Annotated in this window: 19 protein-coding genes; 6 read left to right on the top strand and 13 right to left on the bottom strand. The window is 61.9% G+C overall.

What is annotated here, in order from left to right:
* Positions 1–98: 98 nt before the first annotated feature.
* Genes DOCECA_RS17410 through DOCECA_RS17395 form a run of 4 tightly spaced genes read right to left on the bottom strand, consistent with a single transcriptional unit; the run spans position 99 to position 6,404 of the window.
* Positions 99–1,478 (bottom strand): heavy metal sensor histidine kinase, encoded by a 1,380-nt coding sequence (locus tag DOCECA_RS17410; RefSeq protein ID WP_434648866.1) that lies wholly within the window; start codon positions 1,476–1,478, stop codon positions 99–101.
* Entirely contained in the window at positions 1,453–2,127 is a 675-nt protein-coding gene (locus tag DOCECA_RS17405) for a heavy metal response regulator transcription factor (protein ID WP_420765410.1), read from the bottom strand. The genes DOCECA_RS17410 and DOCECA_RS17405 overlap by 26 nt, the downstream gene beginning before the upstream one ends.
* 9 nt (positions 2,128–2,136) lie before the next feature.
* Positions 2,137–5,250 (bottom strand): multidrug efflux RND transporter permease subunit, encoded by a 3,114-nt coding sequence (locus tag DOCECA_RS17400; protein ID WP_445570851.1) that lies wholly within the window; start codon positions 5,248–5,250, stop codon positions 2,137–2,139.
* On the bottom strand, positions 5,247–6,404 hold the full coding sequence (locus DOCECA_RS17395) for an efflux RND transporter periplasmic adaptor subunit (RefSeq protein ID WP_434560503.1): 1,158 nt from the start codon (positions 6,402–6,404) through the stop codon (positions 5,247–5,249). The genes DOCECA_RS17400 and DOCECA_RS17395 overlap by 4 nt, the downstream gene beginning before the upstream one ends.
* Positions 6,405–6,634: 230 nt before the next feature.
* Here DOCECA_RS17395 and DOCECA_RS17390 point away from each other — a divergent pair, with 230 nt between their 5' ends.
* Entirely contained in the window at positions 6,635–6,889 is a 255-nt protein-coding gene (locus DOCECA_RS17390; RefSeq protein ID WP_445570850.1) for a hypothetical protein, read from the top strand.
* A 27-nt stretch (positions 6,890–6,916) separates the two neighbouring features.
* Here the strand turns inward: DOCECA_RS17390 and DOCECA_RS17385 are convergent, their stop codons facing one another.
* A complete protein-coding gene (locus DOCECA_RS17385; RefSeq protein ID WP_445570849.1) occupies positions 6,917–7,885 on the bottom strand; it encodes a LysR family transcriptional regulator in 969 nt (322 codons plus the stop codon).
* Positions 7,886–8,204: 319 nt separating this feature from the next.
* Here DOCECA_RS17385 and DOCECA_RS17380 point away from each other — a divergent pair, with 319 nt between their 5' ends.
* From DOCECA_RS17380 to DOCECA_RS17365, 4 genes are read left to right on the top strand one after another with little or no spacing between them, the layout of a single operon-like run.
* Entirely contained in the window at positions 8,205–9,776 is a 1,572-nt protein-coding gene (locus DOCECA_RS17380) for an efflux transporter outer membrane subunit (RefSeq protein ID WP_434648860.1), read from the top strand.
* 26 nt (positions 9,777–9,802) lie between these two features.
* On the top strand, positions 9,803–11,968 hold the full coding sequence (locus DOCECA_RS17375; protein WP_445572175.1) for an FUSC family protein: 2,166 nt from the start codon (positions 9,803–9,805) through the stop codon (positions 11,966–11,968).
* Entirely contained in the window at positions 11,958–12,158 is a 201-nt protein-coding gene (locus tag DOCECA_RS17370) for a DUF1656 domain-containing protein (protein ID WP_003205331.1), read from the top strand. The genes DOCECA_RS17375 and DOCECA_RS17370 overlap by 11 nt, the downstream gene beginning before the upstream one ends.
* 10 nt (positions 12,159–12,168) lie before the next feature.
* The gene (locus DOCECA_RS17365) at positions 12,169–13,032 is read left to right on the top strand and encodes an efflux RND transporter periplasmic adaptor subunit (RefSeq protein WP_445570848.1); all 864 of its coding nucleotides are present in this window, start codon (positions 12,169–12,171) and stop codon (positions 13,030–13,032) included.
* A gap of 35 nt (positions 13,033–13,067) precedes the next feature.
* Here the strand turns inward: DOCECA_RS17365 and DOCECA_RS17360 are convergent, their stop codons facing one another.
* Entirely contained in the window at positions 13,068–13,892 is an 825-nt protein-coding gene (locus DOCECA_RS17360) for an SDR family oxidoreductase (protein WP_434648856.1), read from the bottom strand.
* A gap of 31 nt (positions 13,893–13,923) precedes the next feature.
* On the bottom strand, positions 13,924–14,388 hold the full coding sequence (locus tag DOCECA_RS17355; RefSeq protein WP_434560493.1) for a multidrug transporter: 465 nt from the start codon (positions 14,386–14,388) through the stop codon (positions 13,924–13,926).
* A gap of 166 nt (positions 14,389–14,554) precedes the next feature.
* Between DOCECA_RS17355 and DOCECA_RS17350 the strand changes: the two genes are divergently transcribed.
* A complete protein-coding gene (locus tag DOCECA_RS17350; protein ID WP_445570847.1) occupies positions 14,555–17,314 on the top strand; it encodes an RHS repeat domain-containing protein in 2,760 nt (919 codons plus the stop codon).
* A gap of 115 nt (positions 17,315–17,429) precedes the next feature.
* On the opposite strand, the gene DOCECA_RS17345 is transcribed toward DOCECA_RS17350, so the two are convergent.
* From DOCECA_RS17345 to DOCECA_RS17320, 6 genes are all read right to left on the bottom strand, one after another.
* Positions 17,430–18,881 (bottom strand): mannose-1-phosphate guanylyltransferase/mannose-6-phosphate isomerase, encoded by a 1,452-nt coding sequence (locus DOCECA_RS17345; protein WP_420765398.1) that lies wholly within the window; start codon positions 18,879–18,881, stop codon positions 17,430–17,432.
* Positions 18,882–19,033: 152 nt separating this feature from the next.
* Positions 19,034–19,699, bottom strand: coding sequence for an alginate O-acetyltransferase AlgF (locus DOCECA_RS17340; RefSeq protein ID WP_420765397.1), 666 nt, complete (start codon positions 19,697–19,699; stop codon positions 19,034–19,036).
* 14 nt (positions 19,700–19,713) lie between these two features.
* Positions 19,714–20,889 (bottom strand): alginate O-acetyltransferase, encoded by a 1,176-nt coding sequence (locus DOCECA_RS17335; protein WP_434560489.1) that lies wholly within the window; start codon positions 20,887–20,889, stop codon positions 19,714–19,716.
* Between the two features lie 11 nt (positions 20,890–20,900).
* Positions 20,901–22,466, bottom strand: a complete 1,566-nt coding sequence (locus DOCECA_RS17330) for an MBOAT family O-acyltransferase (RefSeq protein ID WP_420765395.1) — start codon at positions 22,464–22,466, stop codon at positions 20,901–20,903.
* Positions 22,467–22,687: 221 nt separating this feature from the next.
* Positions 22,688–23,812 (bottom strand): mannuronate-specific alginate lyase, encoded by a 1,125-nt coding sequence (locus DOCECA_RS17325; protein WP_420765417.1) that lies wholly within the window; start codon positions 23,810–23,812, stop codon positions 22,688–22,690.
* 23 nt (positions 23,813–23,835) lie between these two features.
* Positions 23,836–25,287, bottom strand: coding sequence for an alginate O-acetyltransferase (locus DOCECA_RS17320; protein WP_445570846.1), 1,452 nt, complete (start codon positions 25,285–25,287; stop codon positions 23,836–23,838).
* Between the last annotated feature and the right edge of the window lie 11 nt (positions 25,288–25,298).

The raw sequence follows: 25,298 nt of genomic DNA, 5'->3' as shown, positions 1-25,298 counted from the left end.
TCATCCACAGCTGCGGATGACTGGCATCAAACAATGCTGGCCTTTTGCAAGATTGTGCTTGTGACACCGGAATTGAGCAATCCACATCGTGGCTTATTTCAAGCCGGCAAACGGATCCCGAAGGTGTTTGCGCCCCGCTCGCTGTGTACGAAAACGTCGCCGCCATGCATCAGCGCAATGGCCTTGACGATGGCCAGGCCCAAACCATGGTTGGCGCCGCTGTTGCTGCGGGAGGCGTCGACGCGATAGAAGCGCTCGAACAGGCGCGGCAAGTGCTCTCCATCGATGGGCGCGCCGGGGTTGGTGACGGCGAGGGTGATCTGATCGCCGATGGCTTCGATGCGCACGGCGATCACCTGGCCGGGCGCGGTGTGCTGGACGGCGTTGCTGAGCAGGTTGATCAAGGCCCTTCGCAGGTGGGCGATTTCGATGGTGGCCTGGGCGTCGCCACTGACGTGAACCTCGACCTGGGCGTCTTCCAGGATGAAGTCCAGGTAGTCGAGGGTGGTTGCCACTTCGTCGGCCAGGGAGGTCGTGATCAGCTTGGTGGCCTTGCTGCCCTGGTCAGCACTGGCCAGGAACAGCATGTCGTTGATGATGGAGCGCAAGCGTTCCAGCTCTTCGAGGTTCGATTGCAGCACTTCGAAGTAATGCTCCGCCGAGCGCCCCCGGGTCAGCGCCACTTGCGTCTGGCCGATCAGGTTGGTCAACGGCGAACGCAGTTCATGGGCAACGTCGGCGTTGAATGATTCCAGCCGGGAGTAAGCCTGCTCGACCCGGTCGAGAGTGGCGTTGAACGAGCTGACGAACTGGCCGAGCTCCGGTGGCAATGGAGACAATCGCAGCCGCCCGCAAAGGCGCGGTGGCGCCAGGCGTTGGGCTTCGTCCGATAACTTGATGAGCGGCTTGAGCCCGATGCGCGCCACCCAATAACCCAGCAACGAGGCCAGCAGCACACCGATACAGGCCAGGCTCACCAGGGCCACCAGCAGGTGGTGTTGGGTCTGGTAGAACGTCTCGGTATCGATGCCGATCATGAATCGCAGGGGAGGGCGCTGGTCCTTGGCGGGGAACTGACTCACCAGGACTTTCATTGGATAGTGCCGGTCGGGCAACATCAGGTCATGCTTGCCCAAGGGGCCCTGGGCGACGGCGCGAATCCGAGGATCGGGGTTGCCATATTCAAAGCGCGGGTCGCCGCTGACGATCCAGAAATGGATGCGCTTGTCTTCCTCCCCCAGTAACCGCAGCTTGTTGTTGATCTTCACCCAATGCTCGGGCGTGCCATAACGACCCACGGTGGATTCAAGCACGCTGTAGCGGGCGTCGAGCTCCGCTTCCGGCAGCAGGCCCAGGCCTTTGTCGACCTGCTGGTACAGTGCACCGCCAATCAACAGGAACACCAGCGCCGCCACCAGCGTGAAGAGCCCGCTCAGGCGCAGCGCGATGCTGTTACTCACCTCGATTCTCCAGCACATACCCCATCCCACGGATGGTGTGCAGAAGCTTGTGCTCGAAAGGACCGTCCAGCTTGGCCCGCAGGCGCTTGATCGCAACTTCCACGACGTTGGCGTCGCTGTCGAAGTTGATGTCCCAGACCATCTCGGCAATGGCGGTCTTCGAAAGGATTTCGCCCTGGCGACGGGCGAGGACGCTGAGCAGCGAAAACTCCTTGGCGGTGAGGTCCAGGCGCTGCCCGGCCCGGGTAGCCTTGCGGCTGATCAGGTCGATCCACAAATCGGCGATGCTCACCTGCACCGGCTCGTGGGCGCTGCTGCGGCGGGTCAGCGCTTGCAGGCGCGCCACCAGTTCGAGGAAGGAAAACGGTTTGCCCAAGTAATCGTCGGCCCCGTCGCGCAGGCCCTTGATACGGTCCTCGACCCGTTCGCGGGCGGTGAGCATGATGACCGGTGTCTGCTTGCGGGCGCGCAACGCACGCAGCACGCCAAAACCGTCCAGGCCAGGCAGCATGACGTCGAGCACGATCACTGCGTAATCGCTTTCCAGGGCCAGGTGCAGCCCTTCGACGCCATCGCGCGCCACGTCCACGATGTAGCCTTGTTCGGTCAGGCCGCGGTGCAGGTAGTCGGCGGTTTTTTCTTCGTCTTCGATGATCAGAACGCGCATGGCCCGGCCTCAGTCTGTATTCGCCAGCGCCGCCGTCGGCGCAGGGCCGTTTCGAGGGGCGGGTCGATGTAACAGTCGTTCAAGCCACAAGTATATGACCGGTGTGGTGAACAACGTCAGCGCCTGGCTCACCAGCAAGCCACCGACCACGGCAATGCCCAACGGCTGGCGCAGCTCTGCGCCGGCGCCATAGCCGAGCATCAGCGGCAGCGCACCGAGCAGCGCGGCGAGGGTGGTCATGATGATGGGGCGGAACCGTGTCATACAGGCCTGGAAGATCGCATCCTGGGGCGTCATCCCGCCGTTTCGCTGGGCGTCGATGGCGAAGTCGATCATCAGGATCCCGTTCTTCTTGACGATCCCGATCAGCAGCACCAGCCCAATCAACGCCATGATCGAGAAATCCTGACCCAGCAGCCACAGCATGATCAGCGCGCCAAGGCCGGCCGAGGGCAGCGTGGAGATAATGGTCAACGGATGCACGAAACTCTCGTAGAGCACGCCGAGGATGATATAGACGGCCACCAGGGCGGCGAGGATCAGCCATGGCTGGCTTTTCAGCGAACTCTGGAAGGCTTGGGCCGCACCCTGGAAATTGCCGGTGATGGCCGCAGGCATGCCGATTTCGTTCTTGGCCTGGTCGAGCAGCCGCACCGCATCCCCCAATGCCACGCCTGATGCCAGGTTGAACGACAGGTTGGCGGCCGGGAACATGCCATCGTGGGCAATCGACAACGGGCCGTTGGTGGGAGCGTCGAAGCGGGCGAGGGCGGAGAGCGGCACCATCTCCCCGGTCAGGGGCGAGCGCAGGTAGAAATACGCCAGGCTTTCGGCCTTGCCACGCTGTTGTGTGTCGAGTTCGAGAATCACGTTGTACTGGTTGGTCTCGGTCTGGAACTCGTTGATCTGCCGCTGGCCGAACGCGTCATACAGCGCCTGGTCGACATCCGTGGCGGTGAGGCCGAAGCGCGCCGCTGCACTGCGGTCGATGTTGATGTGGGTGATGCTGCCGCCCAGTTGCAGGTCATTGGAGATGTCGCGGAACGCCGGAATGCTGCGTAGCTTGTCGGTGAGTTTCTGCGTCCAGGCGTTGAGGGTCGGCCCGTCGTTGCTCTTGAGCACGTACTGATACTGGGCGCGACTGGGGCCGGAACTGAGGTTGATGTCCTGCCCGGCCCGCAGGTACAGCACCACGCCGGGAATCTTCAGCAACTTGGGTCGGATACGATCGATGAAGCCGCTGGCTGATACATCGCGCTCGCCCCGAGGCTTCAGGGCGATCCAGAAACGGCCGTTGGCGATGGTCTGGTTGTTGCCCGAGACACCGACGGAGTGAGAGAAGGTCTGCACCGCCGGGTCGGCGGCAACGATCTCGGCCAGGGCCTTGTGCTTGGCCACCATGTCCGGGAATGAGATGTCGGCGGCGGCTTCGCTGGTGCCGAGCACCAGGCCCGTGTCCTGTACCGGAAAGAAGCCCTTGGGGATGAACACGTAGCCCACCACCGCCAGCGCCAGGGTCAGGCCGAACACACCGATCATCAGCTTCTGGTGAGCCAGGGCCCGGCGCAGGCCTCGTTCATACCAGCCCAGCAGGCGTTCGCCGAAGCCCGGTTGGGCGTGAGCGGGGTGCTTTGGCGCGCGCATGAACAAGGCGGCCAGGGTCGGCGCCAGGGTCAAGGACACCACCACCGAAATCAGGATGGTCGAGGTAGCCGTCAAGGCAAACTCTTTGAACAGGCGCCCGACCACGCCGCCCATGAACAAGAGCGGAATGAATGCCGCCACCAGCGAGAAGCTGATGGACACCACGGTGAAGCCGATTTCCCCGGCGCCCTTGATGGCCGCCTCGCGCATGCCCTCGCCGGCTTCCAGGTGCCGGTGGATGTTCTCCACCACCACGATGGCATCGTCCACCACGAATCCCACCGAGATGACAATCGCCACCAGGGTCAGGTTGTTCAGGCTGAAGCCCATCACGTACATCAGGGCGAAACTGGCGATCAACGACACCCCGAGCACCGCCGAGACGATCAGGGTCGCCGAGAGCTGGCGCAGGAACAGCGCCATCACCGCCACCACCAGCAGCACCGCGATCAGCAGGGTGATTTCCACTTCATGCAACGAGGCGCGGATGGTCTGGGTGCGATCGATCATGACCTTGACCTGCACTGCGGCGGGGAGCATGGCCTCCAGGGTGGGTAGCGCCGCCTGGATGCGGTCGACGGTCTCGACGATGTTCGCCCCCGGTTGGCGGAAGATGACCAGGTTGACCCCGGGCTGATCCTCGGACCAGGCCTGGACGTAGGCATTTTCCGAACCGTTGACGACTTTGGCGATGTCGTTGAGATGAACCGGCGCCCCGTCCCGGTAGGCCACGATCAGCTCACCGTATTCCTCGGGCTTGAACAACTGATCGTTCGTGGACAGCGTAGAGATGCTCGACTCGCCGTACAGCGCACCCTTGGCCAGGTTGAGGCTGGCCTGCTGGAGGGATAGGCGAACGTCGGCCAAGGTCAGGCCGATGGCCGCGAGTCGGTCGGCCGAGGCCTGGACCCGGATCGCCGGGCGCTGCTGGCCGGTGATGTAGATTTGCCCGACGCCATCGATCTGGCTGATCTGGCGGGCGAGCAGGGTCTCGACGTAGTCACTCAGTTCGGTGCCGGGCATCAGGTTGGAGCTGATGCTGTAAATCAGCACCGGGCTGTCCGCCGGGTTGACCTTGCGCCAGGTCGGCAGGTTCGGCATGTCGTTGGGCAGCTTGCCAGCGGCGGTGTTGATGGCGGCCTGGACTTCCTGGGCGGCGGTGTCGATGCTCTTGTCGAGACTGAATTGCAGGGTCAGGTTGGTCGAGCCCAACGCGCTGCTGGAGGTCATTTGGGTAATGCCGGGGATGGCGCTGAATTGCACCTCCAGCGGGGTCGCCACCGACGAAGCCATGGTCTCGGGGCTGGCACCGGGCAGTTGCGCATTGACCTGGATGGTCGGGAATTCCGCTTCGGGCAAGGGCGCGACAGGCAAGCGAGGAAAGGCGATGAGCCCCAGCAGCACCAGGGCGAACGTCAACAGCACCGTGGCGATGGGATGGTCGATGCACCACGCCGATACCGAACCACGCCCCTTCATGGTTGCGCCTGCCCGGTCTTCGCCACGGCGGGCGGGTCCCCGATCACCTGGACGCTGGCGCCTGGCTTGAGCCGTGACTGGCCGTCGCTCACCAGTTGGTCACCCGCGTTCACGCCGTTGATGATGTGCATGTCGCTGTCCTGGTAAACCATTTCAACCGGCACGCTCTCCACCTTGTCGCCGTTGACCCGGTAGACGAAAGGTTGCTCCAGCCCACGCTGGACGACGGTCGGCGGCACCACCAGCGCACCCTTGTCGACGGCGGTCTGGATTTTCAGCGTGACCAACTGCCCCGGCCACAACCGTTGTGCGGCGTTATTGAATTCGGCCTTGGCCCGCAGGGTTCCGGTGCTGGTATTGACCTGGTTGTCGATGAGGCTGAGTCGTCCTTCGCCGAGCAATTGCCCGGTGGCCCCGTCGGCGCCGATGTAGGCCTTGACCAGTGCCTGGTCCGGGGCAGCGATCAGTCGCTGCAGCGTCGGGAGCATCTGTTGCGGGAGGGAAAACTCCACGGCGATCGGGTCGATCTGGGTCACGGTGAACAACCCTTCGGTGTCGCTGGTGCGCAGGAAATTGCCTTCATCCACATTGCGAATGCCGACACGGCCAGTCACCGGCGAGCGGATTTGGGTGTAGGACAGTTGCACCTGCGCCGAGTCGATGGCCGCCTGGTTACCCTGGGCGGTGGCCTTGAGTTGGTTGACCAGCGCCTGTTGCTGGTCGTAGGTCTGCCTGGATACGCCATCATCGACACTCAGCACTTTGTAGCGCTTGAGGTTGACCTGGGCCACCGCCAGTTGTGCCTGGCTTTCGCCGAGTTGGGCGCGGGCCTGGTCGAGGCTGGCGCGGATGGAGCGGTCGTCGATGGTTGCCAGCAGATCGCCTTTCTTGACCAATTGTCCTTCCTTGACCAGCAGCTTGGTAAGGATGCCGTCGACCTGCGGACGGATCACCACGCTGTGCAGCGACAACACCGTGCCGATCCCACTGGCAAAGCGCGGCACGTCCTTTTCCACCACGCTCACGACCTTTACCGGTACGGCGCTGGCAGCACTAGGTTTGGTGGCGGCGGGTTTCATCGAGAACCACAGGACCAGTGCGCCCAAGGCGACCAACAGCGCGACGAGCAGGACGGTTTTTTTCTGAATGTGCATGGATGCGAAGAGCCGGTTCGGGACGGTGGGATTTCTATCTGTCTTATATAGCGTTGCGAGGCGGTCAGGAAGGTGACGGCTAGCTGTCAGGGCTGTCAGTTTCGTCCCGGTTTTCCGTCGGACGGAGCGCCGCCATGGAATCTGTTTCGTGGCACCGCGATTCCGGGCGGGTATACTGCTGCGTTTCGCGGCTCACCTAGCGAGCCCGGCATACCCGCCCGGAGCCTTACATGACTTCCCCGACACCATCGTCCGCGGACGAACGCTTGCAAGGCGAACCGTCTGCCCAGACGGACAGCGATGTTTCCAGCGCTGGAGAAAAACCGGCGATCCCGGCGTTCAAGTTTCCCTTCAAGCCCGGCGAACTGGCGGCCGCCAAGGGGGCCGGGCAACAGCCTTGGTACAAGAATGGCGCAAAGAACGGCCATACCAAGACCCCCGGCGCCGCGCCTCCCGGTACGCGTCGCTCGATGGGCAAACGCTGATATTGTCCCCCGGCGCCGGTCGCGGATTCAGTTCGCGACCCGTGGCCCCGTCAGGCTTCCACTCAATTCATAAGCCGTCAATTCGGCCTGGTGCGCCGCCAGAATCTCCGGCAACGATCCCCTCAGGTACTCGACCCACGTCTTGATCTTCGCATCCAGGTACTGGCGCGATGGGTAGATGGCGTAGAGGTTCAGTTCCTGGGAACGGTAGTTGGGCATGACCCGCACCAGCGTGCCGTTGCGCAGACCCTCGATGGCGGCGTACACCGGCAGTACACCCACGCCCATGCCGCTGGTGATGGCGGTTTTCATGGCATCGGCGGAATTCACCAGGAACGGTGAATTGTTGACGGTGACCATTTCCTGGCCTTCCGGGCCGTCGAACACCCATTTCTCCAGCGGAATGACCGGACTGACCAGGCGCAGGCAGGCATGGTTGAGCAGGTCGGCGGGTTTCTGCGGGCAGCCGCTGGCCTTCACGTAGGCGGGCGACGCGCAGACGATGCTGTAGGTGATTCCCAGGCGCTGGGAGACGAAGCCTGAATCGGGCAGTTCGCTGGCGAGCACGATCGAGACGTCGTAACCCTCGTCGAGGATGTCCGGCACGCGGTTGGCCAGGGTCAGGTCGAAGGTGACATCCGGATGGGTCTTGCGATACCGGGCGATGGCGTCGATCACGAAATGCTGGCCGATGCCGGTCATGGTGTGCACTTTCAATTGCCCGGCCGGACGCGCATGGGCGTCGCTGGCCTCCGCTTCCGCTTCTTCGATGTACGCCAGGATCTGCTCGCAACGCAGCAAGTAGCGCTTGCCGGCCTCGGTCAGGGCGATGCGTCGGGTGGTGCGATTGAGCAGGCGGGTTTGCAGATGGGCTTCCAGGTTGGAAACCGCACGCGAGACATTGGCCGTGGTGGTGTCGAGCTGCGCGGCGGCGGCGGTGAAGCTGCCGGCTTCGGCAACACAGCTGAACGCACGCATGTTTTGCAAGGTGTCCATGGAGGGCTCTCTTGGGAGGTGTCAAATTGTGACATGAAGTTACAGCGTGACGGGACCCGACTTATTGATTATCGCGTTTACGGTAACAAAGATTCACAGAAAGGTCGGCTTATCGCTATCGGGGGCGGTCCCTAGAATTGCTGCCAATGCAGAGCGATCTGGTGTCAAGGACCTGTGGGAGCGAGCTTGCTCGCGATGGCGTCTGGGCATTCACTTCAGTGTTGTATGCGAGGACCCCATCGCGAGCAAGCTCGCTCCCACAGGCCTTGCAGTCATCCGCAGACCGTCGTCAGCCCCTTCTTTTAGGAATATTGCGCCCGTGCCGCGTTGCATCAGCAGAGAGCTGAAGACTCTCAGTGTTTGGGTTTTGACGTTAACCATCAGTGGTTGCATCGGCACGGGAGCAATTGCGCCGCAAGGCAAGGCGTTGTCGCCCGACCAATTGGCGACCGACGAGGCGATTCGCGAGGCTGCCCACGACGCTCATTGGCCCAACCGCCAGTGGTGGAAAGCCTATGGCGACCCGCAACTCGACCGTTGGATCGATTTGGCCGTGCCAGACAACCCGAGCCTGGCCATGGCCGCCGCGCGGGTCCGCCAGGCCAGGGCCATGGCCGGAATCGCCGAGGCCGCCGAGTCACTGCAGATCAATGGCGAGTCCACACTCAAGCGCCACAACTGGCCCACCGACCAGTTCTACGGCCCTGGCGAACTGGCCGATACCACTACTTGGGACAATAACGCCGCCCTGGGGTTGAGCTACGCCCTGGACTTGTGGGGTCGCGAGCGCAATGCCAGCGAGCGGGCCGTCGACCTGGCCCATGTCAGCGTCGCCGAGGCACGCCAGGCGCAGTTGGAATTGCAGAACAACATCGTGCGCGCCTATATCCAGTTATCGCTGCACTATGCCCAGCGCGACATCGTCGCTGCGACCCTAGGTCAGCAAGAGCAGATCCTCGAACTCGCACAGAAACGCCTGGATGGTGGCATCGGCACGCACTTCGAAGTCAGCCAAGCCCAAGGGCCATTGCCCGAAACCCATCGTCAACTCGACGCCCTCGACGAAGCCATCGCCTTGAGCCGCAATCAACTGGCCGCGCTGGCGGGAAAGGGACCGGGAGACGGTGCGCGCTTGCACCGTCCGACCCTGGCCTTGGGTGCTGCCTTGAAGCTGCCGTCCACGTTGCCCGCCGAACTGCTCGGCCAACGCCCGGATGTGGTTGCCGGACGCTGGCAAGTGGCAGCCCAGGCACGGGGTATCGATGTGGCCCGGGCCGGCTTTTACCCCAACGTCGATCTGGTAGGCAGCCTGGGCTACATGGCCACCGGCGGCGGGGCGCTGGAGTTCCTGACCGGCAAGAAACTCACCTACAACGTCGGCCCGGCGATCTCGTTGCCGATCTTCGACGGCGGTCGCCTGCGTTCGCAATTGGGCGAGGCGACCGCCGGCTACGATATTGCCGTGGCGCACTACAACCAGACGTTGGTTAACGCACTCAAGAGCATTTCCGACCAGTTGATCCGCCGCGAGTCGATGGACAAACAACAGGCTTTCGCCGCCGAGTCCGTTGCCGCGGCACAGCGCACCTATGACATTGCGCTGGTCGCGTTCCAGCGTGGGCTCACCGATTACCTCAACGTGCTCAATGCCCAAAGCCTGTTGTTCAAGCGACAACAGGTGCAACAACGGGTGGAGGCGGCGCGCCTGAGTGCCCATGCCGATCTGGTCACCGCGTTGGGCGGCGGGCTGGAGGCTGGCAGTGACATGCCTGTTGCAAGCAATGGCCCATGGCGAGGGAGCTTGCTCCCGCTGGGCTGCGAAGCGGCCCCGGTTTCCGCCCATGGATGTTGCACACCCAAGCGCGAGCAAGCTCCCTCGCCAAGATGCTGAGTGCTCCTTCCGTGACGTATTTACTCATGCTGTATCGCCTCGAATGGCGCCGTGGTTTCTTCGACTGGGCCCGCAGCGACGGCGTGACCTGGGTCTACATCTTCAAGGTCTTGCTGGCCGCGTTCCTCACGTTGTGGCTGGCGATGCGCCTGGAGCTGCCGCAGCCGCGCACGGCGATGATCACGGTGTTCATCGTCATGCAACCGCAGAGCGGGCAGGTGTTCGCCAAAAGTTTCTATCGCTTGCTCGGCACGTTGGCCGGCTCGGCGGTGATGGTTGCGTTGATCGCCTTGTTCGCCCAGGACACCGAGCTGTTCCTCGGGTGCCTGGCGATCTGGGTGGGCATCTGTTCGGCGGGGGCGGCGCGTTATCGCAACTTTCGCGCCTATGGTTTCGTGCTGGCCGGCTACACCGCGGCGATGATCGGCCTGCCGGCCCTGGCCCATCCCGAGGGTGCCTTCATGGCGGCGGTCTGGCGGGTGTTGGAAATTTCCCTGGGGATCCTCTGTTCCACCGCGGTCAGCGCCGCGATCCTGCCGCAAACCGCCAGTGCCGCCATGCGCAACGCGCTTTACCAGCGCTTTGGTGTGTTCGCCCTGTTCGTCACCGACGGCTTGCGCGGGCGCAGCCAACCCGAGGCATTCGAGGCGCGTAACGTCGGTTTCATCGCCGAAGCGGTGGGCCTGGAGGGCCTGCGCAGCGTGACGGTGTTCGAAGACCCGCACATGCGCCGGCGCAACGGCCGGCTCAGTCGCTTGAACAGCGAATTCATGGGCATCACTACCCGATTCAACGCCTTGCACCAATTGCTCGAAAGATTGCGCACTGGCACGGCGGACTCGGTGGCGAGCGCCATCGAGCCTGGATTGCAAACCCTCGCCGAACTGCTCGACGGTTTCAGCGCACGGCCCTTGATTGATGCTGATGCGGCGCGCTTGGCGGCCGCGTTGGCAGACTACAAGGCCGACTTGCCGGCCCAGGTCCGTCGATTGCGCGCGCAGTTTTTGGAGACGGATCCCAGTGACGCGCAGCAGTTGGATTTTCATACCGCCTACGAGCTGTTATATCGGTTTGTCGAAGACCTGCACGGCTACGCCCAGACCCACGCATCCCTGGCCGACCACCGCCACGAACGCGAACGCTGGGACGAGCCCTTCGTGTCGCAGACCAACGGGTTGGCGGCAGCCGCTTCCGGTTTTCGCGCTGCGTTCATCCTCTTGGTGCTGGGCAGCTATTGGGTCGCCACCGCCTGGCCGAGCGGCGCGACCATGACGATGATTGCCGCTGCCACCGTCGGGCTGTCCGCCGCCACGCCGAACCCCAAGCGCATGGCGTTCCAGATGGCCTGCGGCACGTTGTTAGGGGCGCTGATCGGCTTCGTCGAAATGTTTTTCGTCTTTCCATTGATCGACGGTTTCCCCTTGCTCTGCGTGATGCTGACGCCGGTGATTGTCGTGGGCTCATTCCTCAGTTCCCGCCCGCAATACGCCGGAGTCGGGCTGGGGTTGCTGATCTTTTTCTGCACCGGCTCGGTGCCGGACAACCTGACGGTCTACAACCCGTACACCTTCATCAACGATTACATTGCGATGATCCTCGGCATGCTCGTATGTGCCGCCGCCGGCGCGATTATCCTGCCGCCCAACAGCCGCTGGCTGTGGCGTCGGCTTGAACAGGACCTGCGCGAACAGGTGGTGTTCGCCATCAGCGGCAAGCTCAAGGGCTTGGCCTCGGGTTTCGAGAGCCGCAGCCGGGACTTGCTGCACCAAGCCTACGGACTGGCGGCGGGGCAACCCCGAGTGCAAAGGGATTTGCTGCGCTGGATGTTCGTAGTGCTGGAAATCGGCCACGCCATCATCGAGTTGCGCAAGGAGCAGGCGACGCTACCGGTGCATCCGGCCTACGCCGAGAGCCAGCCATGGCGCCAGGCGATTCGGGGGATGGGGCGTGCGCTGGTGCGGCTGTTCCGCCAGCCCGGCCAGAACAATCTGGAGCGTGCGCTGGTGGCGGTGGACCACGCCATCAGCCGCGTGCAGGCCACCGACGAACCTTTCGCCCCGCATTTCGACACCTCGGCCCTGCGCCGGGTGAAAAGCTACCTGCACTTCATCCGTACCTCTTTGCTAGACCCGCAATCGCCATTGGCCGGCCATGCCATGCCGCTTTCCCAGGAACCTGAACATGCCCCGTGAAATCGCCTTCCACGGCGTCTACATGCCCACCATGACCTTGATGTTCTTTATCGCCGCCGGCCTGGCCTGGGCGTTGGATCGGTTCCTGTCGGGGTTGGACCTGTACCGTTTTTTCTGGCACCCGGCGCTGCTGCGCCTGAGCCTGTTTACTTGTCTGTTCGGCGCGCTGGCGCTGACGGTCTACCGTTGAGATCGATGCGATGAAAAAATTTTTCAGCCTGCTGGCGACGTTGTTGATCGTGGCCCTGGCGCTGTGGATCGGCCGGACATTGTGGGTGCATTACATGAACACGCCCTGGACCCGCGACGGCCGGGTACGGGCCGACATCATCAATGTCGCTGCCGATGTCAGCGGGGAGGTGGTCGAGGTGCCGGTGCGCGACAATCAGTTGGTGAAAAAAGGCGACCTGTTGATGCGCATCGACCCCGAGCACTACCGCATCGCGGTGAAGCAGGCGCGCTCCCTGGTGGCGTCACGCAAGGCCACCTGGGAGATGCGCAAGGTCAATGCCCATCGGCGCGCCGATCTGGACAGCCTGGTGATCTCAAGGGAGAACCGTGACGACGCCAGCAACATCGCCGATTCAGCCCAGGCTGACTACCAGCACGCCCAGGCGCAGCTGGAGGCGGCCGAGCTGAACCTGGCCCGCACCGAGGTTCGGGCGGCGGTGGACGGATACGTCACCAACCTCAACGTGCACCGTGGCGACTACGCGCGCATCGGCGAGGCAAAAATGGCCGTGGTGGAAATGAATTCGTTCTGGGTCTATGGCTTTTTCGAAGAGACCAAGCTGCCCAAGGTGCGGGTCGGGGATTCCGCGCAATTGCAGTTGATGAGTGGCGAGGTGCTCAAGGGCCACGTGGAAAGTATTTCCCGGGGGATCTACGACCGTGACAATCCCCAGAGCCGTGAATTGATCGCCGACGTGAACCCCACGTTCAACTGGGTACGCCTGGCCCAACGGGTGCCGGTGCGCATTCATCTGGACGAAGTGCCGGATGACGTGCTGCTGGCGGCGGGGATGACCTGCACCGTGGTGGTGGAGCCATACAGTCACCGCTAATTCCCTCGCCACAACGGCAAATAAGACCGGAACGATTACAGTAGCCGACCCAAACCGAACCGCTTCATCAAGCCTTTCTCCAGCAACCCCTTGGGCAGCAGGCCGGCCATCAGCGGCAATGCACGACTGCCATTGCCCAGGCGCAGCAGGCGGGGTGGCTTGGGCTGTTGGATAGCCTTGAGCAGCGCGGCGGCGAATTCGCTGGCCGGGGTCGGGTTGTCCTGGGATGCCTTGGCGCGGGCACGAATGCCGTCGCGCAGCGGCCACCAGGGCGATTGCTCACTGATCAACTGTTCGGCCTCGTGCCCGGCGTTCTTGGCGAAGCTGGATGCGATGGCGCCGGGCTGGACTTCCATCACGCGGATGCCGAACGGCGCCAGTTCCATGCGCAACGCATCGCTCAGGGCGTGTACCGCTGCCTTGGAGGCGCAGTAGGCGCCGGCGAATGGAGTGACCAGCACACCGGACACGCTGCCGATATTGACCACCAACCCCTTGGCCTGGCGCAGCACGGGGAACAATGCGCGGGTCACGCCGACGATGGCGAACACGTTGGTTTCGAACTGGCGCTGCATGGCCGGCACGCCGCCGTCCAGCAGCGGGCCCATGGCGCCATAGCCGGCATTGTTCACCAGCACGTCGAGGCCGCCGTGTTGCTGGTTGATCCGCTCGCTCAACTGCTCCAATGCCTGGCCGTCGTTGACGTCCAGTTGCACCGCTGTGAAGCCGGCAGCGCTTAGCTGCGCCACGTCTTCGGTCTTGCGCGCGCTGGCCCAGACCTGGTAACCGCCGGCCTTGAACGCGTCGGCGAGGGCGCGGCCGATGCCGCTGGAACATCCGGTGATCAACGCAACGGGCATGGCGCTTTCCTTGGGTAACGTTGTGATGGAATCAGTTGGAAAAACTACCCTGCAACCGCTCGGCACGAAACTCCAAGGTTTGCGGGCGATAGCCGGGGCGCAACGGCGGCAACGGCAGGCAGTCTTGCCAGTCGGCGCCTGGTTGCAGTTCGCCAGGGCCGCGATAGCGGGGTGAGCTGTAGACGTTTTCGGCCAGGTTGATGGTGTCGCCGGGCGCGTAGGCCGCTATACGCCAGTGCAGCTCGGTCAACGGCACGTCGTTGCCATTTTTCAGGCTCAACGACAGCGGACGATCAGCAGGGCAGCGCTCAGGCGCATAGGCAATGCGCACATCCAGGCGATCCAGTTGCCGGGTTTCGCGGTTTTCCTGCCAAAGCACCCACGCCGCGACCAGCCCCAGCCCGACGAACGCCGCCAGGGAAACCGGCAAGGCCTTGGCCGGGTAGCGCAATAGCAGGATGAGCCAGGTGATGACCAGCGCGACGCCGATAAGCATGTTGAAGCCTCCGTTCCTATCGCCACATCCTACCGAAGGGCGCGGGCGATGGATATTCATCTGCCCTGCACCGTCCGTCGTCACTGTCATACATGACAGTAGGCAGCCTTGCGCGACCGTTGGTTAGATGTGCCGGGTTACCTGGCACTTTACGGAGCTGCTGCTGATGGGCATGGATTATCGAACGCCGACGTTAATCGCTGTCGACCCGCGAAGCTTGCCGGTTCGCTCGGTGGGCTACTGCCGCAGCCAGGAGATTGCTCCCGCGCAGCGGCGCATCAACCGCAGCCTCTTTGACGTGGCTGGGCACGCGGTGAAACAGTGGGATCCGCGTTTATGGATCTTGCAGGAAAACGACGAATCGACGCCCGCCAATCTCTCAATGCTTTATTCACTGTCCGGCACGACGCTGCGGGCAGACAGCGTTGATGCCGGTCGGCAGACCGATCTGCCGGGTTTCGCCGGTGAAGTTCTGCTGGGTTGGGACAGCCGAGGGACGCAGCGCGACCTGCTCCATGACGAACTGCTTCGCCCCGTGGCGGTGTTCGAACAAGGCAGCGGGCAGCCGCGCCGGTGTACCGAACGCCTGACGTATGGCTATCCGGGCCAGGGCGATCAAGCCCACAACCAGTATGGGCAATTGATCCGCCACGACGACACGGCGGGCACCTTGTCACTGGCATCCTTTGCCTTGACCGGGCATAACCTCCTGCAGGAGCGCCGCTTCATCCTCGATGCGGCTCTGCCCGATTGGCCGGAAGCCGAGGGCGATCGCGAGCACCTGCTGGAGCCTGGAGACGGCGCCGTTTCGACGTGGCGCGTTGGGCCGTTGGGTGATGTGCTGGAGCGGGTCGACGCCAGGGGCAATCGACAACGGCAAGGCCTTACGCTCGATGGCCGGCTGTCCGGCAGTCAATTGCTATTGGAGGGGCAAGACGATTGGCAGGCGTTGGTGAGCGACATTCGCTACGACGCCCAAGGACAAATCGAGCAGGAAACAGCCGGCAACGGCGTGCTGACTTCACTCACGTATGACCCAGAGGACGGACGCTTGTCCGAACGCCAAGCCATGCGTGCCGACCATGTGCTGCAACATTTGCGCTACGACTACGACCCGATGGGCAATGTGCTGAGCATCGAAGACCAAATCCTGCCGATCCGCTACTTCGCCAACCAACGCATCGATCCGATCAGCCACTTCACGTACGACAGTCTTTATCAACTGATCGAAGCCACGGGGTGGGAGGCGGGAACGGTCAACCAAGGCCCCAACTCGCTAGGACGCAGCGACCCGGCGGCGGTCAGCAATTACCGACAGGCCTACCGCTACGACGAGGCCGGCAACCTGTTGGAGCTGACTCACGTCGGCGCCCAAAGCCATGGCCGGGAAATCAAAGCGGCTCGCCACAGCAATCGCTGCCTGCCTTACCGCAACGGCGTGCCGCCCACCGAGGATGAAATCGCCGCCGCGTTCGATGCACAGGGCAATTGCCTGGAGCTGGACGCCGGTCGGTTCCTGGCCTGGGATCTGCGCAACCAGTTGAGGTCGGTCACGCCCATCGAGCGCGACTCGGGGCTCAACGACAGCGAAGCGTATGTCTACGACGGCGGCGGACAACGGGCGCGCAAACTTCGCACCTTGCAGACCGGCACCCGCACGCTGGCTGCCGAGGTGCGATATCTGCCGGGGCTGGAGTTGCGTGCCGAGAGCGGCACGGGCGAGGCATTGCAAGTGATCGTCGCCCAGGGCGGGCTCAGCGAGGTTCGGGTGTTGCATTGGGAAAGCACGCCGCCCACCGGGAAGAATGATTGCTACCGATACAGCGTCGCCGATCATCTGGGTTCGGTGAGCCTGGAGCTGGCCGAGGACGGGCGGATCATCAGCCAGGAGCATTTTTATCCGTTTGGCGAAACCGCGTATCTGGTTGGGGAAAATGCAATCGAGGTGGGTTACAAGACGGTGCGTTATTCGGGCAAGGAACGGGATGCAACGGGGCTTTATTACTATGGCTTTCGTTATTACATCCCATGGTTGCAGCGCTGGCTGAATCCGGACCCGGCTGGCGCGGTCGATGGTTTGAATATGTATCGTATGGTCAAAAACACTCCCGTGACTTTCGTTGACGGTGACGGGCTCATGCCTGAGAAGCAGAACAGAGGAGATGTCAGTAAAATAAGAAGTCTGTTTGAACCTGCCCGCACGACTCGAGACGCTCCAACGACCCTTGCCAAGGGAGGGACCGAGAACCGCGCATTTACGGCGAAACAAAATCCGCCTCCCTTTACGCTGGGGCTAGTGTCTGAGCGGTCGGTGAGACCGCCACTAGAAAGCACCAGTTCGGCAGAGATGTATGAGGCTGCGCAAACTCCCTCGATTGAGGGAGGAAAGATGCTGGTCGGCCCGCATACCCTAACACTTACCCCGTCCGGCAAAGTTTTGGCAATGAGAGGCGATGACCGTTCTCCTGAACAAATATTGAAAGCCGGCGGCTTTTATCCCAGAGATAACCGAGGCCTGGAAATCAAGAAGGATTTTCGGAACGCAGTGGTGAGCAAAGGTTTCAATACGCTCGCCAGTGAACATGTAAGAAGTCCGGTCCCAGGTTATGTGTCTTTGGGAATGGACGAGGATTCTGGCGGGTATGGCGACACCAGAAATTATCTGTATCGAATGGAAATTCCTGGGCTAAAAGAGCGCGAGATCAACAATCGGACCTTAGGTCTTCAACAACCGTTTGAGTTCAAACCGAAAGGACGGCTGAGTGCTCGCCTTCTGATGAGCGATGACTCGCTTGAGAACGCCGACTTTGTTGCGATGATTCCGCCTGTAACAGTAGAACTCACTTTCATCACGCCAATTCCGGCCGCTTATATAGTTTCTTACCGGAAAAGAGGCACTAAAGAATGGATTCCCTTCCCTGGATGATATTGGGGTTCGTCTTGATTGACAGGAACATAAAAAAGCCCCCACCCAGCCCGCTGCGGATAGGGGACGCAGTGGGCTGGATGAGGGCTTCTTGTCTGGCTGATCGTTGCTGATCTTATTGGGCGATAGTCTTCACCGACACGCCGCGCTCCAGTGGGGTGGAACGACCGTAGATATCTTCGAAGCGCTCGATGTCGTCTTCGCCCAGGTAGCTACCGGACTGCACTTCGATGATTTCCAGCGGGATCTTGCCCGGGTTGCGCAGGCGGTGAACCGACGCGATCGGGATGTAGGTCGACTGGTTTTCGGTCAGCAGGAACACGTTCTCGTCGCAGGTCACTTCAGCGGTGCCGCTGACCACGATCCAGTGTTCGGCGCGATGGTGGTGCATCTGCAGCGACAGGCACGCGCCCGGCTTGACCGAGATGTGCTTGACCTGGAAGCGACCGCCCATGTCCACCGAGTCATAGGAACCCCACGGACGATAGACCTCGCAGTGGTTCTGGGTTTCGGTGCGGCCCTGGGCATTGAGGGTGTTGACCAGCTGCTTGACGCCTTGGACCTTGTCCTTGTGGGCGATCATCATGGCGTCCTTGGTCTCGACCACGACGATGTTGTCCAGCCCGATCACCGACACCAGCTTGCCGTTCCCGTGGATCATGCAGTTGCGGCTGTCCTGGACCACGACGTCGCCCTTGGTGACGTTGCCGTTGGTGTCTTTGGCATTGACTTCCCACAGCGATGCCCAGCAACCGACGTCGCTCCAGCCCGCCGACAGCGGCACCACGCAGGCGCGCTGGGTTTTTTCCATCACCGCGTAGTCGATGGAGTTGTCCGGGCAGCAGGCGAAGGTGGCGTCGTCGAAGGTGATGGTGTCGGCGGTCTGCTCGCTGCGCTCAAGGGTCAGCAGGCAGGTGTCGTAGATGTCCGGATCGTGTTTTTTCAGCTCTTCGAGGAAGCGACTGGCGCGGAACAGGAACATGCCGCTGTTCCAGAAGTAACCGCCGGCTTGGACGAACTCGGTAGCGCGCTTGACGTCGGGTTTTTCGACGAAGTGGGACACGCGGCTCACGCCTTCAGGCAGCAAGGCGTCGTTGGTCGACTTGATGTAGCCGTAGCCGGTTTCCGGCTTGGTGGCCGGGACGCCGAACAGCACCATTTCGCCACGCTCGGCCGCCACGGTGGCCAGGGCCAATGCGCGTTGCAGGGCTTTCTGATCCTCGATGACGTGGTCCGCCGGCAGTACCAGCATCAGTTCGTCGCGGCCTTCGTTGACCAGCATCATCGCGGTCAGGGCCACGGCCGGCGCGGTGTTGCGACCGAACGGTTCCATCAGGATGCGCTGGGCTTCCAGATTCTGGGCGGACAGCTGCTCGTTGACGATGAAACGGTGCTCTTTGTTGCAGACCACGATCGGCGTGTCCATGCCTTCGAACACCAGGCGTTCGAGGGTCTGTTGGAACAGGGTGTGTTCGCCGGTCAGGGCCAGGAACTGTTTAGGGAATTGCTTGCGCGAAAGCGGCCAAAGACGTGAGCCACTACCACCTGACAAGATCACCGGAATCATGTTTGTTACTCCTTTGAAGCAAAAATGGTTTTAGAGCTACTGCGTTCTGTCGTTTCACTCTCTTGTTTTTGTTCCGTATCCGAATGACACCTGTGTCCTGTGGGAGCGAGCTTGCTCGTTCCCACAGGTGAAGCGTCAGTCAGAAAAACTCATCAGCGGGTGGACACCGGGCGCTTGACCCAGACAGGCGACAGGCTGCTGCCAGAACCAGTCACGTACAGTACGGCCGCTTCGCCGCGCTCAAGGGCTACTGGCTTCACATCGCCGACTTTCTTGTCGCCTTCGTACAGAGCCAGGGACACTTTCACCGGGTTGATTTCACGTTCGCCACGGCCCTTGGCCGCTACCTCCTTAACCACGTCGGTCTTGCCGTCGGCGGTCTTGAGGGTCAGCTTCTTGTCGCTGAGGTTCTGTACGCGGACCAGGGATTTCTGCTTGTTCTTGAACGGTGGTTCTTCGATCAGTTGTGGCTGGCCGCTGGCGTTGTTGACCAGGGTGTAATAGTGATCGGAGGCCAGTTTAACCGGTACGGTCTGGCTGCCTACCTTGGCGCTGTAGTCGCCGCCAGGCATGAAGCTGAAGTCACTGCTGGCCAAGGGGGCGACGTCGCTGATGTTGGTGCTGCCGACGGTGGCGCTGACTTCGGCGTTGCTGGCGTTGTAGACCCGCACGAAGCTCGAGCCTTTCGGCGCGACAGGGCCATACAGGGCCGAGTCACCGGCGAAGGCTGAGAAGGAAAGGGCGCTCATGCTGGCGACCAGGGCAACGGCCTTGAAGGAGCGAGCAGCGAGACGACGAGGAGTAGTGTTGAAAGTCATGATGGACCTCTCTTTCAGTTTTGCGCCCGGTCGGGCGTCTCGGATTGTGTGTTAGCAGCTACGTTCTGTTGGCGGGTGCCGGCTTGCTTGAGTTCGGCGACCCATTGCGGATCGGCGTCGCCGATCTCGTTGTTCACGGGCAGATAACGTTCAGGAAACTCCCAGATCAGCACCTGTGGCGGGCTGTTCTTGAAGGCGTCGCTCTTGAGGTAGCTGAGCATCGGCAGAATCGGGCCATGGCCGTCTTCGGCGTAGTTGACGACGTCGCTGTGCAGCGCTTGCTTGAGAGCACCGACGAAGTTCCAGTTGGGGTTGGCGCTGTAGCTGGTGCCGATCAGGGCCACGGGCACCTGGGCATCGGCGAACAACGCGTCATCGCTGGCCGGCTGGTCGTCGGCTTCGCGGGTGTTGCGCTTGACTAGCGGCTCCTGGGCCGGCATCAGGTTTTCGAACAGGGGATCGAGCGGCAGGAACTGACGCAGGTCGCCCTTGTGGATGATCTTCTCCGCAGGCTCGGTGACAAAACGCTGTGGTTCGCCATTCAGTGGTGTGCGTTCGGCAATGGCTTTGGCCAGATGTTCCGCGGCAATTTGCGCGCCTTCCGGCGTCCAGTGAGTGTCGGTGCGCAGGAACACTTGCTGGCCGCTCTGCTTGGCCTGTTGCAGCGGGCCGAGCAGATCAGGAGCGAGGATCTTGTCCGTCGCCACGCGGGCGTGGAAGTCCTGGTACAGGTTGGCGTGGATGCTCGACGGCTTCACTTCACCCAGGTGCTCGGGATACAGCCGCGCCTTGGCGGGCACGATCGCCATGACCAGGGTGATGCCTTGTTCCTTGAGCTTCTGGCGCACGCCTTCGATCAGCGCGTAGTTGCCTTGCAGGTTCTGCTCTTCGTTGACGATCGGGTTGAACTCTTCGTCGCTGAACAGCCACTGGTCGCGGCCCAGGACCACGCCCTTGCGGCCTTCGTTGAACAGTTTGTAGTCCAGCGCGGCCCAGATGTTGGTGCCCAGGCGCTTGATCGGGAATTCATCGTCGTAGTGCGTTTCCACGGCCTTGGCCCAGCGACCGTTGAGCACGGTCGCATCGGGGTTGGTGCTGAAGCCTAGGAAGCTGCGCATCGACCAGATACCCAGCGCCGTCAGGATCAACATAAACAGCGCGACGTAGAAGATGCGTAATGAGCGGGTCATGTCCGGATCCCTCAGAACTGGAAGTAAAGGAACGGCGAGAAGCTTTGCGCCGACAGTTTGAGAATCGAGGCGATGAACAACAGCAGTACCAGGGCGCGCATCACATAGCGTGACCAGTCCACGGTCCAGTAGGCCGGTTGCACCTGGGCTTCGACGCCCACGGTGTAGCCGGGTTCATGGATGGTCGACGGGTTGTCGCCCGGTACGGCTTTGATCAGCCCCGGTTGCGCGGTGGCCGGGCCATTGGCTTCGGCGCTCACCTCAGGCTTGGCCTTGACCGGCGGACGGTTGGTGTAGAAGTCCCGCAGGCCGAAGAAGGCGAGGGTGATGTAGGCCACCGCCAGCGTGGCGATCTGCAAACCGGTGAGGTTGGCGCGGGTCAGTTCCGACAGCGACCAGTCGTTGAAGCTGAACATCGCGCCGTACATGCGGCCGGCGACGTGCAGGTTCTCGGCGCGGAAGATCACCCAGCCCATCACCACCAGCAGGAACGTCAGTGCCCAGCGGATCGGGTTGATGCTGCGCGGGTTGGTGTCGATGCCCACGGCTTTTTCGATCGCCAGCCAGATCCCGTGCCACGCGCCCCAGATCACGTAGGTGATGTTCGCGCCGTGCCACAGACCACCGAGCAGCATGGTCAGGAACAGGTTGCGATAGGTCATCAGCGTGCCTTTGCGGTTACCGCCCAGGGTGATGTAGAGGTAATCGCGCAGCCAGGTCGAAAGGCTGATGTGCCAGCGACGCCAGAACTCGGTGATCGATTGGCTGATGTAGGGCTGCTTGAAGTTTTCCATGAAGCGGAAACCCATCATCAGGCCCAGGCCGATGGCCATGTCGCTGTAGCCGGAGAAGTCGAAGTACAGCTGCGCCGTGTACGCCAGGGCGCCAAGCCAGGCATCGCCCGTGGTCGGGTTCTGCAGAGCGAAGCAGTGGTCCGCCACCACCGCCAGGGTATCGGCGATGAAGACTTTCTTGATGAAGCCCTGCATGAAGCGCGTGCAGCCTTCGGAGAATTTGTCCAGCGTATGGGTGCGGTTGTTGAACTGATCGGCCAGGTCACGGAAACGCAGCACGGGGCCTGCGATCAAGTGCGGGAAGATCGCCACGAATGCCGCGAAGTCGATCAGGTTGCGCGTGGCCGGCGTATCACCGCGATACACGTCGATGATGTAGCTGATGGACTCGAAAATGTAGAACGAGATGCCGATCGGCAGCAGCACGTGGGTCAGGATGAACGGGTTGAGCCCGAAGCTGGTGATGATCGCGTTGAGGCTGTCCACGCCGAAGTTGGCGTACTTGAAGTAGCCCAGGATGGCCAAGTCCACGCCCACGCCGAGCAGCAGCCAGCGCTGGGCCGGCTTGGTGCGCACGCCGGCGGCACCGACTTTCAGGCCGATCCAGTAATTCCACAGGGTGACACCGGCGAAAAGGGCCAGGAAGTCCACGCGCCACCAGGCATAGAACACATAGCTGGCGATGAGCAGCAGCAGGTTGCGATAGCGTTGCCCGCTCAGGTAGTACAAGCCGAGAAAGATCGGCAGGAACAGGAACAGGAACACATTGGATGAAAATACCATCCCGATCTCTCCTTGTTGAATCAACAGTCAAGGGCCAGAGCCCCCCCAAACCCCCCCATGAAAACCGGGGGGTTATTGCATTTGAAACAGACCACTTTCCCTTGTGGGAGCGAGCTTGCTCGCGATAGCAGTGGTTCAGCTTGCATCGCAGTCGCATGTGCCGCCGTCATCGCGAGCAAGCTCGCTCCCACAGGATTCCCTTTCAGGCAGGGAGACCGGTGTCAGCTTCCTTTCTCGCCTTTCTCCCGCGAAGGGTCATACACCCGGGTCAGGTCCCCGCCGAGGCGGAAGGTCTTGAACGGTTGCATTTCGTGCTTGCGTTCCAGCACGTCCTCGGAGCAGGTGTAGAGGCTGCAGAACGGTTCGAGCCAGGCGAATTTCGAATCGATCTTCAGATCCTTCATGTCCTGTTCTTCGCCGTTTTTCTCTTCGAAGATGTCCGGGTCTTTCACCCCGGCGAGCACTCGTTCACCCAGTCGCTTGAGGGCACCGTTGTTTTCCTGGCGCAGGTCCACGCCGTTGACCTGGGCGAAGCTGGCGATCATCGCCAGCGGTGGCAGGGCGTAGTTGTGGTAGGACAGGGCGCGTTGCTTGCGCTTGAGTTCGTTGGGCAGATAGCCCTCGGCATCAACCTGGTTGGCGCCGACCTTGTATTCCTTGACGGCCCAGTCGAACAGGTCGCGACGGTTGGTCGCCACGGACGTGGCCATGACCGACCAGGCGGCCCAGTACGAATGGTTGTTGATTTTCTCCAGCGGCAGGTTGTCCCAATCGCTGACCACCTGGTCGGCCATCTTGCTGAACCAGGCTTCGATCAGTTGCGCCTGTTCTTGATGGTTCGCCAGCGGGCGCGACTCGGAGAACTTCAGGCGCACATAGGCCGAAGCCATGCTGCCCAAGGCCCATTTGCGCATGGACTTGCCGGTGTGGTTGAAGTCCTTGGACATCAGCGCATCGGCCTTGGCCCAGGCGGTCAGCCAGTTCAGCGTGCATTCAAGCTGCTCGGGACGACCGTCGCGCATGAACTGCATGACTTGTTTGCTCACGCCGCGCTCGATCCTGGTGATGTCGGCGGTGCTGTCGCGGAAGGCTTTTTCCGATTGCAGGTTCAGCGTTGCGCGAGCTTTGTCGGAGCCCTCGTATTTGCTGCGAAACTGCAGCGAGCCCGTGTATGGCGTCGGCACTGCCTCGCAGCCCTTGCCGCCGTCGCCTTCCTTGACCTTTTCAATCGGTGCGAAGTAGCCCTGTGGCGGGCGCAGTGGCGCCGCGGCCTGCGTGGCCCCGGCGAACATCGCCAGGGTCAGCAGGGACGGAGCCAACAGCGTTTTCAACGTTCGGGTGCGCATGGTTCTGGTCATGAGACGAGACCTCATTGTCCGATTTGAGCCGTTTGTTGCTCGGCTTGCGGAGATGCATTGCGTTTGCAGACTTTCGCTTCGATTTGCAGTGGTTCTTTACCGGCTTCGGGTCCCTGGACTTCGACAGCCAGCAGGTTCTGCGAGGCCCAGTCTTCGTCGGTGCGCAATTGGAAGGCGAAACGTCCGTCGGTTTCGGAGGTGTTCGGTTTTTCGATCTTGATGTCCTCGTGGCGCCCATTCATGTACCAGAGGGTGGCTTGCAAGGTTTTCACCGAGGTGTCGGCGAAGCGGATGTCGATCTGGTGACTGCCGTTACGCAGGTCCATATTCTTGCTGTTGACCATCAATTCGTTCTTGCCCGGCTTGAGCTTGGCTTTGCTGCTCATCAATGCCGGCTTGCCTTCGCAACCGTTGTTGTCCAGCAGCGCCATCATCTGGCGGTAGATGGTTTCCTGGTCCAGGCGATACAGCGGCGAGAATTCCCAGATGAGGATCTTCGGTGGGTTCTTCTGGAACTCTTCGCTGCCCAGGTACTGGATCATCGCACCCTCGAAACCGCCGCCCGGGAAGGCTACGTTGAGGATGTCGGCGCCGATGGCTTCTTGCAGGAACCCGGCGAAGTTGTAGTTCTTGCCGCTGTGACTGGTGCCCACCAGCGTGATTTGCGGGTCGCCCGCATCGCCGAACAGGTCGCCATCGCCCGCCTCGCCCTTGGGCTCGGTGGTGAACTGGTCCATGTACTGGATCGCATAGCTGGTGCCACACAGTTGCCCGGCCATGTTGTGCAGGGTGCCGGTCTTGCCCATGCGGCCGGACTTCTTGGTCTCGAATTCACGCTTGGGAATGTCGGCGAATGCCGGGATCTGCTTGACCTTCTCGGCCACGATCTTCGCCGTGCGCTGGGCGCCGTACGGGGTCCAGTGCTGGTCGCCACGGAAGTAGAAATCATGGGCCGGCAGGGTTTCGGGCAGGTTTTCGTTGGTCAGCGGCGACAGGTCCGGCACCACGTAACCCATCTGGGCGAAACGGCCGAGCATGGTTTTGTAGTTGGTCAGCGCCTTCTCGTAGTCGAAGGCGGCCTTTTCCTGCGGGTTGAGCTTGTTGCGGTTCACCAGGCCCCGGGTCGGCTGGTAGACAAGCACCAGTTCGACGCCTTTTTTCTTGAACGCATCGTGCAACTGCTGCATGCGTTTGTAGCCGGCCGGCGTGGTGTTGAACTCCGTGCGCAGGTCTTCCTGGGTACGGAACAGCCAATCGCCCTGGGCCTGGACCAGCGTGGTGAAGTTCTGCTGGTAGCGCGTGGTGTAGTTCTTCGCGTCATGGGCGGCCGGGCACAGGTTGCAGCAAGGTTCGGCGGTAAAGGTCGGTGCTTTGACTTCATCGGCGCGCGCGCCGCTTGCGGCGGCGAGAATGCCGGCGGTCAGGGCGGACAGGCCCAGGAGTTTGATCATCTGTGGGTTCATAAAGGTCATTC

The sequence above is a fragment of the Pseudomonas sp. E102 genome, assembly GCF_052660185.1.
This window is presented reverse-complemented; position numbering and strand designations above follow the sequence as displayed.